The sequence below is a fragment of the Chitinophaga sp. genome (assembly GCF_039596155.1).
Taxonomy (GTDB): Bacteria; Bacteroidota; Bacteroidia; order Chitinophagales; family Chitinophagaceae; genus Chitinophaga.
In genome coordinates this window covers 228,156-235,344 of the sequence record NZ_JBCNKF010000009.1, presented here as the reverse complement: position 1 = coordinate 235,344, position 7,189 = coordinate 228,156, and the positions used below count along the sequence as shown (strand labels likewise).

General features: G+C 43.9%; 3 protein-coding genes. All 3 read right to left on the bottom strand.

The features are described from left to right. Window positions 1-176: 176 nt before the first annotated feature. Window positions 177-1,751 carry a SusD/RagB family nutrient-binding outer membrane lipoprotein gene (locus tag ABDW33_RS11645; RefSeq protein WP_343690239.1) on the bottom strand — a complete coding sequence of 525 codons (1,575 nt, stop codon included), beginning with the start codon at window positions 1,749-1,751 and terminating at the stop codon, window positions 177-179. A 37-nt stretch (window positions 1,752-1,788) separates the two neighbouring features. Then, window positions 1,789-5,079 carry a SusC/RagA family TonB-linked outer membrane protein gene (locus ABDW33_RS11640; protein ID WP_343690238.1) on the bottom strand — a complete coding sequence of 1,097 codons (3,291 nt, stop codon included), beginning with the start codon at window positions 5,077-5,079 and terminating at the stop codon, window positions 1,789-1,791. A gap of 811 nt (window positions 5,080-5,890) precedes the next feature. Continuing rightward, complete coding sequence (locus ABDW33_RS11635; RefSeq protein WP_343690237.1) at window positions 5,891-6,922, bottom strand: substrate-binding domain-containing protein; 1,032 nt, start codon at window positions 6,920-6,922, stop codon at window positions 5,891-5,893. Window positions 6,923-7,189: the final 267 nt, after the last annotated feature.

Genomic DNA, 7,189 nt, shown 5'->3' with positions numbered 1-7,189 from the left:
CCGTAAGCTTCCTTCAGATTCCACTTCGCAGTGGACACCCTTGCTCTTGGCTAATGGTTGGCGATTACAAACCCCCATAACGGACTTCCACCGTCAAGTTTATCGCCATGCATGGCGCACATGAAAAGGCCCCGGCAAGTTTGCCGGGGCCTTTTGTATGATTTATCTAAGCGTTATTAGTTAACATCCCAGAAGATCTTAGTGTCGCGGGTATCTTTAGACTTAACAGCACTGTAGTTAGCAGTGTTATAAAGTGACTCGTTAGAAGGATACAGGAAGCGTACAGGAGGATTTGCCTGCAGACCAGCAGAAACTGCCAGTGGTACCTGAGGATAACCAGTTCTTCTGTATTCAGCCCATGCCTGGTTTGCCTGCATGATGAAGAAGTTCACCCATTTCTGGGTATAGATCTTTTGCAGTTTTTCAGCAGTAGTACCGGTATAAGCGACAGCATTTGCGGCTTTCCACAGTGTAACTGTATCTGTATTTACAGTCAGCGCCTTCCAGGCATACTGGCTAGGACGTGCATATGCTTTGTTGTTCAGCATATAGAAGTATTCAACTGACTGATCCAGACCGGTGGTATATGCAGTAGCAGCAGCGCCCAGTCCCCATCTTTCATAAGCTTCAGCCTGGAGGAAACTTACTTCAGCAGCTGTGAACAGTACACCTGGCAGGTTGTAGTTATAGAAGAAGGTAGCAGAATCGTAAGAAGCGTAACCACCCAAGCTATAATCGTTAGAAGTACCATTGTAAGGGAAACCTTTGTAACCATTGGTCTTGTCCGGATCGAACGTTACTTTGGTACGAGGGTCGTTATTGGCAACCATCACATCTTCCAGCAGGTATTTAGGTGCGTAAGGGAAGCTGGTGAATGCACTCAGCAGGTCGCTTACCAGTGTGGTTGGGCTTTCCCATACCAGTGCATCCTGATCATTAGAGGAGATCAAAGGATAAGTAGCAGCGTTGTTCAGCATAGCAGTAACTGCCGTCTGCGCTTTGGATTCGCTAACGTTTGAGATACGCATCAGCAGACGCAGACGCAGGGAGTTAGCGTAACGACGCCATTTGGTCAGGTCACCGCTGTACATTCTGTCGTACAGTTTCAGGTTACCTGCTTCAGCAGCAGCTACAGTAGCAGTGCTCAGGAAGGTATTTACGTTATCCAGTTTAGAGATCAGGGTGTCGTACAGTGCAGCTGCATCGTCATAAGCAGCATACTCGATGTTACGGGTAGAAGTGTTCAGAGAGTTCGCCTTTGAGAAAGGAATATCACCCCACATATCCACCATCTGGGCTGCCTGATCTGCGACGATTACTTCTGCCAGTTTCAGGTAAACTTCCTGTTCAGCTTGTTTATCGGTAGACAGACCGCTGAAAGTGGTCTGCATTTCGCGATAGTTATTCAGGATACCAGGACCATTGTAGTTATAGTCGGTACCGGTAGAACCATTGTAGAAGTCTGTCCATCTACCGTCGGTATAGGCAGAGTTAGTCTGGTACATAGTACTGCTTGCGACAGCAGGAACCAGGCCTGAAAATGCACCACTATAAGACTGAAGAATGGTATAATAATCCCAGTAAGAAGGGTGAATTCTTTTGTTGAAGAACATACCGCTGAACAGCTTACCCATGTTACCAGTGGTAGTTAGTTCCGGGTTTTGATAATCCTCCTCAATCTTTTTCTTACAGGAGCTGAAAGAACCTGCCAGTAAGACCAGAAGAGCTGCGTTTATAAGAAGTTTTTTCATTAGTTTTCTTTGTTTCGTCATTTAGCAAATTAATACATTAGAAGCGTGCACGAACACTAGCACCAAGGCTTCTTGTAGGAGCCATACCACCATTGTTCATACCCTGATCGATCCATCTTGAACCAATCGCTACTTCCGGATCCAGGCCATAAGGCAGGGATTTGTACACGTAGAACAGGTTACGGCCAATCAGTGCTACCTGCAGACCCTGGAAATGTAATTTGTTAACGATGCTCTTAGGCATGTTGTAAGTCAGCGCAACTTCACGTACTTTGATGTAGCTGTTAGTGAATACTGCCTGAGAGTAGTCACCGGTATGCCATCCATACTCTGCATCGTAGTAGATACCAGCAGAGATTATTTTAGTGTTTTTAGTACCATTGTCATCGGTTACACCGTTCAGGATGATACCATTGTTACGTTGAGCAGTTGTACCTGCAGCAGCTGCAACATAGTTTGCATCGCTTTCGTTACCAACAACATTATAACCAATACCACCATGAGCAGCATCTCTGTATTTGAGGGTGCTCTTGTACATACCGGCACCAACTGCGTAGTAAGAAGGAATAGAAACCAGTTTACCACCGAAACGGTAATCGAGGGTTACATCCAGGTTGAATGCTTTATAAGAGAAGGTGTTAGAGAAACCACCAACGATCTTAGGCATCATATTACCTACCTTGATATAAGCGTCTGTGTTGTAAGTATAAACACCACTTCCGTCTACTTTGTAGTTACCATTAGCATCCATGTTGTGCGGGTGAACATAGATGTTACCCAGTGGATCGCCTACTTCAGATCTGGCAATTACGTAACCGCTTTCCAGGTCATTAGTAATGTTAGGTAATGTAGAAGGCAGGCTAGTCAGTCTGTTACGGTTAAGAGCGAAGTTGATACGTGTATCCCAACGGAAGTCTTTCGTCTGAACTGGCGTTGCATTTACAGCACCTTCAAAACCGTAGTTAGCCAGGTCACCAGCATTTACGAACTGAGAAGAAGCACCAGATGTGTTAGGTGTAGTGATCTCGAGGATCTGTTTCTTTACTTTGTTGTTATAGTAAGTCAGGTCAACACCCACTTTACCACCGATGATTCTTGTTTCCAGACCGAATTCAAACTCTCTCTTCTGCTCAGATTCCAGTTTGTCGTTACCGAAGCTGCTACCAGGAATTTGTTGATATACCAGGTAGTTACCGCCCAGTGTAACACCATACTGAGAGTAAGCAACAGGTGCTGCATACAGAACAGGGTGGTTACCGGTTAAACCATAAGAAGCTCTCAGTTTACCGTAGTTCCACCAGGATGGCAGTTTGAGAACATCAGAGAATACAAAACCTGCGTTTGCAGAAGGGTAAGTATAAGCATTTCTGCCAGGAGCCAGGGTAGAAGTCTTTTCAGAACGGCCTGTTCCTTCAACATATAACCATCCTTTATAGCTCAGGTTTACGATACCAAAACCAGCGATGTCGATTTGCTCACCACGGTTAGTTAAGGTATACAGTGCACCAGCAGAGTTATTCAGAGAGAACCAGTTTTCACTAGCCAAACCTACAGTGGTAGTACTGTTCTGGTACTGGAAGCTCTGTTTTCTGCCAGAGAAACCACCGGAGATACCCAGGTTAAAGTCATTACCAATTTTAGGATTGTAGCTCAACATCGCATCGCCATACACCAGGTTGTTAGATCTCTGTTCGATACCATATTTACCGCTGGTACCTACATAAGTTGGCTGGCTGTTATGTTCTTTGTTTTCAGCTTTCCAACCGGTGTAATCGTTACCAATACGACCACGGAAATTCAGGTTATCCAGGATAGCATAGTTCAGGGTTACACTGTTGATAAAACGGTTCTGGTTTTCATCATAGCTATTTCTCAGCTGTGTCCACATGTAGTCCATCAGCTGTGTAGCTCTGATTGGGTAAGCCAGTTTCTCGCTCTGATCGTAGCTGGTATTAGCAGAAGTAACATACTTATAACCATGAGATGTCTGGTACTTGTTGAAGTAAGCGTTCATATCATCCATACGGCTGAAGAAACCACCATAAGAATTCAATACGTCGCTCAGCGTAGTAGGACGGTTATGAGTATAGTTATTATTGAAAGTAGAAACGATGTCTACTGTAACTTTCTTATGCAGTCTCAGTGTAGCGTTCAGGTTAAAGTTATTCTTGTTCAGGTTAGATCCTGGAGTGATAGCTTTATAATCTGTACGGGTATAAGAGAAACGGTAAGAAGCGAAATCATTCGCATTAGAGATAGCAGCGTTGAACTGAGAATTGTAACCAGTCTGGAAGAAATCCTTATAGTTATTCTTGTTCGCTACATATGGGCGCTCAGTACCATCCCAGTATTTAACGGTTCTGCCGTCGAATTTAGGACCGAAAGACTCATACGCTCTGTAGTTAGGACGGAGTGAGCCATCAGGATTGGTCACCCAACCTTCAGCGTTTGCACCGGCACCTACGTTGTAAGCTTCTGCATAACCAGGACCATATTCGTTTTGGTAGTCAGGGCTATTCTGCAGTTTTTCAGCAGTGTAGATATAGTTCAGATCAACACCTAAACCTCTTGATTTAGAACCTTTCTTAGTAGTGATTACCACAACACCGTTGGTAGCTTCAGAACCATACAGTGCAGAAGCAGAAGCACCTTTCAGTACAGTCAGGGTTTCGATATCTTCAGGGTTGATATCCAGCGCACCGTTACCATCGATACGGTTGTTGGTGGTATTGAAATCTTTTCTGGTAGGATCAGCCATGTTTCTGATAGGAATACCGTCCACAACATACAGTGGCTGAGTATTGTTAGAAACGGAAGTAACACCACGCACCTGGATAGATACCCCAGAGCTGGCGCCACCCGGAGCAGCGTTCACCTTTACACCAGCCGCCTTACCATACAGCGCAGCTGCAAAGTTAGGAGAACCGGTTTGAGAGATTTCTTTTGCACTTACAGTACTAACAGCATAACCCAGGGAGCGGGCTTGTCTCTTAATACCCATTGCAGTTACAACCACTTCGCTCAGACCTTTGTTGTCTGTAGCCAGTGATACATTTACAGAAGACTGACCATTTACCGGAATTTCCTGGGTGGTATAACCAATAAATGATACTACCAGGGTGCCTTCAGGAGCAACAGAGATTTTGAAGGAACCATCAGGACCAGTCATAGTCCCGTTCTTTGTGCCTTTTTCCAGGATAGTAACGCCCGGAATAGCTGTTCCTTTGTCATCTTTAACAGTCCCGGACACTACCTTTTTATTCTGTGCCAAAGCAGTAAAGCAGCAGAACAAAAGAAGCAGCGTGCTTACTAATAGAGATCTTCGCATAGCTTTCTTTTAGTTAGATTTTAAGTATGATAAGTGTTTAGTCACAAGTGTAATTACATACAGACAGGCATAGCAATGGCTGGCTCCGCTTTCCAGGAGCTTATAAGCTATCGTTTCCAGTATGTGATGTTATTTTCTCTTTTAATCCTGGGTGCCGTTTCCTGAAATTGTAACTGTTTATTCTTACATTTCAGCGGTCGCCGTTTACGTTTTATTTATCTCAATGATCGGTATAGGCCATTCTTCCCTCTTCTCTAACTGGTGGTATTTTCACCGCTTTGTCCCTCTGTACAATCTTCCACTCTAAAATCACATAGTTTTTCTCTACATTCTTAATTTGACAGCGCCAAGCTACCCAAATAATTTTTAGAAACAAAGAAGATTTAACATTTTTTTATCTAACACGTCATTATCCGGTAATCCAGGTAAATTAGCACACCTTCATGTGAAAATACTATTGGAGAAAAGTACACAAATTGAAGAAATCGTAATATAAATCCGGCTCACGTACCAAGACTTTACGAAAATTTAATAGTGGAAAATTATCCGTAACGCGACAATAGGTATTTCATTCTTTTCATGGTATAAGACATTTACAAAAATGATTTCCTGATTTATTTAAAAATAGTAGTTGGGTCAATTAGGCGTTTTCACAGTTTCCGAGCATAGGTGATTCATTGCAACTTATAGAAAGTTTTCATAATGAGCAAATTATATTTATATAGCCGGACTAATTTGAGGATAAAAAAAATCGCTCCTGCCTGCGGCAAAAGCGATGATAAGATGTGGATGATTTAAGTAAACGATTACATCATGCTTTGACTAGCTTTTTGTGTAATACAGATGATTCCCTTTCCCGCAGCTCCAGCGGCAGTACTACCTGCGCAGGGCCTTCTGAGGTCTCGTCCAGTTCTTCCATCAGTATCCTGATGAGGGTTCTCCCTATTTCTTCCACCGGCTGTGCCACACAGGTTACTGCCGGGCTTAACAGGCGGAAAATATCATGATCGTCAAAACTGACCATACCCAGCTCACTACCTATCTGCAGGCCCAGCGAGCGGATACTCTCTATACCACAGATCCCGAGGTAGTTGGTAGCAAAGAATACCGCATCCAGCTCCCTGTTGCTTTGCAGGTATTTGGTTATTTCCTGGGTATACCCGGGGCGGTCCAGGTCGAAAGGCAGGCGTTTGATCACATTCTTTCCCGACGGCAGTCCATGCGTTTTCAGGGCCGCCTGAAACCCTTCCAGACGCTGTTGCATCTGTATCTGGTGCGAAGTGGTGGTAATGATGCCGATATGCTTATATCCCTGTGCCACCAGATGATCTACCGCTGTCACCGCCCCCTGGTAGTTGTCTACCACTACGTAAGAAGAGTCTTTAACATTCGGGAAATAACGGTCCATGAGGACAACTGGCTTCTGCAAAGATGCAATGTCCTTGTCCAGATTGAGCGTAGGCGTGATAATGTAGCCGTCTACCTGGCGGTAGCGGAGTACTTCCAGCAGGCCACGGGCCTTTTCTTCATTGTCTTCAGTGCTACCGAAAAGCACTTTGTACCCATATTTGTCTGCTTCATCTTCTACTACTTTCGCAACGTTGGCAAAGAAATTATTGGCAATGTCCTCTACGATTAACCCGATTGTTTTGGTTTTACCAGTGCGTAAACCACGTGCCAGTTGGTTAGGTTTATACTTTAGCTTGCCGGCAATCTTCAGAATACGTTTGCTTACCTGTTCGCTGATTCTTTTTTCTTTTCCTTTACCATTCAGAACGAAAGAAACGGTGGTGGGAGAAACGCCGGCCTGCTGGGCTATATCTTTAATCGATATTCCTTTCACGTGATTCAGATTTGGTTTGATTCGTTAGAAAATTATAATCTTAGTTGCAAACAACCAAATTATTTCCAGCGAAGCCCATAGAGAGGCTGATTATCCGATGCATCCCCCAATCATCGGCCCAAATAGGCATTTCAACAGGAAATAAATGATATTTACTAAAAAATGATGCTTTTTTAACCAAAATTTGATAATTTGGCACTTTCACAGAAAAACTTCTGTCAGGGGGAATGTTATTGAAGATCGAAACCATTTGGAAAAGGTCATGGA

What these genes read in the sequence shown, in the direction of transcription:
- ABDW33_RS11640 (WP_343690238.1), bottom strand. Translation starts at nt 5,079, where the DNA reads ATGCGAAGATCTCTATTAGTAAGCACGCTGCTTCTTTTGTTCTGCTGC.
- ABDW33_RS11645 (WP_343690239.1), bottom strand. Translation starts at nt 1,751, where the DNA reads ATGAAAAAACTTCTTATAAACGCAGCTCTTCTGGTCTTACTGGCAGGT.